2 protein-coding genes are annotated in these 1,712 nt (G+C 41.6%); one reads left to right on the plus strand and one right to left on the minus strand.

The annotated features are described in order from the left end of the window. Positions 1-27 precede the first annotated feature (27 nt). Positions 28-534 carry a helix-turn-helix transcriptional regulator gene (locus OJ16_RS19560; protein WP_040986277.1) on the minus strand — a complete coding sequence of 169 codons (507 nt, stop codon included), beginning with the start codon at positions 532-534 and terminating at the stop codon, positions 28-30. Between the two features lie 109 nt (positions 535-643). Here OJ16_RS19560 and OJ16_RS19565 point away from each other — a divergent pair. Continuing rightward, on the plus strand, positions 644-1,712 hold a 1,069-nt coding region (locus tag OJ16_RS19565; protein ID WP_040993240.1), incomplete at its 3' end, for a phage/plasmid replication protein, II/X family.

Below are 1,712 nucleotides of genomic sequence, written 5' to 3' on the forward strand. Positions count from 1 at the left end.
CGGACAACCGGAATTTAAACTAGTTTTCTATTTCGATTTTTCTGCGATTATTTTCTGTTGTTGTTCAATAAACATTTCTTTAGTACGTGGGTCTTCAAACTTAAAAGCTCCGCTTTCTACCATTTCTAACATGTACCTAGCATTGTCGATTTTTTCAATATTGAAGAGCTCAAAAGGGTAATCTGATGCATTACGTAGAAAGTCGATAAAACCCTCTTCATCATGTATGTATTCCTGTATCCCAATTAAAAACTCAGATTGCGGTACGTGTTGCAATAGGGTTTCTACTTTTCTAATAAATTCTAACGTATCCATTTTTTGTTTGTGAAACTCACCTTGGCATAGTTCTTTTTCAGATACCTTAAGAGCTGATGCTAGCTTTCCTGCTTGGCTTATCTTAGGTTCAGACTTCCCATTTTCCCATTTTAAATACGTTTGTTGGGTTACTCCAACCATTTCCGCGACTTCATTCTGTTTCAAACCAAGCTCAGTACGCGCCTTTCTAAGTACATCTTGCAGCATGTCATTATCCACTTTGGTATCCCTTTATTTAATTATAACCCCTACTTTATACACAAAACTGTTGACACTTACTATCATGTACTTTTAAGGTGTACGAAAATGTATTTGACAGGGTTTCCCAGTGTTCTTTATTGACCAACTTTTCATTCAACAAGATCATCCCGACGGTGGGCTTCCATTCGTCGGCACTCATGTTATTGAGCGTGTTGATATGGAAACTGGCGAAAAGCTTCCTCCCAGCGTTAACCAAAAAATTCTTGAAGGTTCATTTAGTACCAAACTCACTATTCGCTGTAATGGCAATCGTATCCGCGTCGAGGGCAATCCGTCCCGCTGGCAACGCATGGATAATCTTTTTGGTTTAACTTCTCTCGATGATTGCATCGCAATTTATAACCACATTCTCGCAAAATACGACCTGCCGCCATTCACTAAAAACACTCGTGCTTATCACCGTCAAACTCCGGATGGTAAGTCATCGTCACTCATAGGCAATGGCGCGGAAATAACTCTTATCGACTGGACACGTAACCACATGGTTGACCGTGAAAATGAGCTTTCATTTATTCGTGGCATGTCTTCTGTAGCTATGGGGCGAGGGCGTGAAGCGATTCTCAAACCTAATGGAATGACTTGTAACTGGGGTGAAGGCTCAGCATGGGAAATGCTCAAGCTCTACTGCAAGGCATTTGAGATGCAACTCCGTCTTAAGAAATACAAGCGCAGCAGCAAGACAACACAAGATCATATTAAGTACTTAGAAACTCTTATCGATTACTGCGAAGAGCACGGCGTTGTCCGTGAAGAAAACAGCCTCAGACAAAAACTACTGAAAAGACACGACTTGCAATTTTACGGAATGGTAACGGAACAAGACTTTTACAAGCACCTAACGACGATGGAAGACGCTATGAAGACACTACACGCTACTAAAGACATTCATCAATCAATCGCAGAGCAATTACTAGAAGCAGGGGTTGTGGAAACAGTGCGTGCAGCTAATACCACCATGAATTATTTCACACTTTGGCAGCACGGCACCGATTTACGTCACACGCTAAGTCAATCGCAATTCTACGAGCACAAAGCCCGCTTAAGGAAAATTGGCATCGATATCGGCCAACAATTCGATGTTAGTCGCCTTTGTCCAACACTCAAACGTTCAGAGGTTATCGAGCTTAAGCCGCTAC

The organism is Vibrio renipiscarius (assembly GCF_000827885.1).
Classification (GTDB): Bacteria; Pseudomonadota; Gammaproteobacteria; order Enterobacterales; family Vibrionaceae; genus Vibrio; species Vibrio renipiscarius.